Genomic DNA, 1,301 nt, shown 5'->3' on the forward strand with positions numbered 1-1,301 from the left:
AACTCGACGCGGTCACCGGCAAGGTGAAGTGGACGCAGCCGATCAAGAAGGGCTGGCGGGTCCAGCACGCGTACGCGGTGAACCCGCTGGTGATCTACCTCGTCAACGACGAGAAGAAGGCGTGGAACATCTCCACCCTCACCGACGGCGGGAAGTTCCGCTCCGAGGTGAAGGTGGACGAGAAGTTCATGACCAGCTGCGGGTGGGCGGTGCTCAACCGCGCGCTCCAGGGCTGCCAGGGGGCCGTCGTCGCCGACGACACGCTCTATCTGCCCACCAACGCGACGACCGGGCCCAACGAGATCGTCGCCATCAGCCTCGCCACCGGCAAGGAGAAGTGGCGCGTCAAGTCGCCCACGGACGAGTCGATGACGCCCGTCAAGGCGGAGGGCGGCAAGCTCGTCGCCTATGTGCACGCGTCGTACGACACGGGAGGCCGGGTCGTCGCGATCCCGGTCTCCGGGTCGGTGCACCGGGCGGGCACGCTGCTGCAGAACCCCTCCTCGACCGCGGAGATCGAGGACACCTTCTTCAGCAGCGCGATCGCCTGGGCCGACGGCCGGTTCTACCTCTCCTCGAACCGGCTGACCGGTAACGACGACGACAAGGAAAAGCTGATGATGGCGTTCGGCAAGTGACCCTGGCCCCGCGTCCCCACCCCGAGGTATCCACCCCATGAACCAGTCACCGCCCAACGACCCGCAGCGGGGCACCTCCGGTGCGGACCAGCGGGCTTCGGCCCAGGACGAGCCGTCCACGGACGCCCCGCCGCAGGCCGGTTCCGCCGCGCCCGAGCCCCGCGCGGCTGCCACGCCGGACGAACCCCCGGCGGCCGCGCCGCAGCGGGGCACCTCCGACGCGGCAACCGCCCCCGAGGACGCCCCGAAGCCGCCCCCGGCAGACCGTCCTGCGCCCCAGGACCCTCCGACGACGCGGCTCGCGCCCGTCCCTCCGGTGGACGCCCCCGGAGTGCCCCGGAGCGAGCCCCCGGCCGTGCGGCCGGACAACTCCGTTGCCGCGCCCGGAGGTTCCAAGGCGTCCCTGAGCAAGGAGCCCGAGGCCCAGGACCCGCCGACCACGCTGCTGAAGCCCGTCCCGCCGGTGGACGCGCCCGGAGCGCTCCGGGACGCGGCCCCGGCCGCCGAGCCGGACAACTCCGGTGCGGGGAAGGCCGGTTCCAGCGCGCCGGCCGCCCAGGACCCCCCGACCACGCAGCTCGCGCCCGTCCCGCAGACGGGCGGATTCGGCCCGCCCCAGGCCCAGCCGCCCGCCGCGCCCGCGCCTGCCACGCCTTCGCCCGC

At 73.4% G+C, this 1,301-nt stretch carries 2 pseudogenes; both read left to right on the plus strand.

Annotated elements, in window-relative coordinates:
- A pseudogene (locus tag GTW40_RS15295) lies at positions 1–638 on the plus strand (PQQ-binding-like beta-propeller repeat protein); the annotation flags it as partial.
- A 37-nt stretch (positions 639–675) separates the two neighbouring features.
- Positions 676–1,301, plus strand: a pseudogene (locus GTW40_RS15300) (hypothetical protein); the annotation flags it as partial.

Source organism: Streptomyces sp. SID4985 (genome assembly GCF_009863025.1).
In the GTDB taxonomy this organism is placed as follows: domain Bacteria; phylum Actinomycetota; class Actinomycetes; order Streptomycetales; family Streptomycetaceae; genus Streptomyces.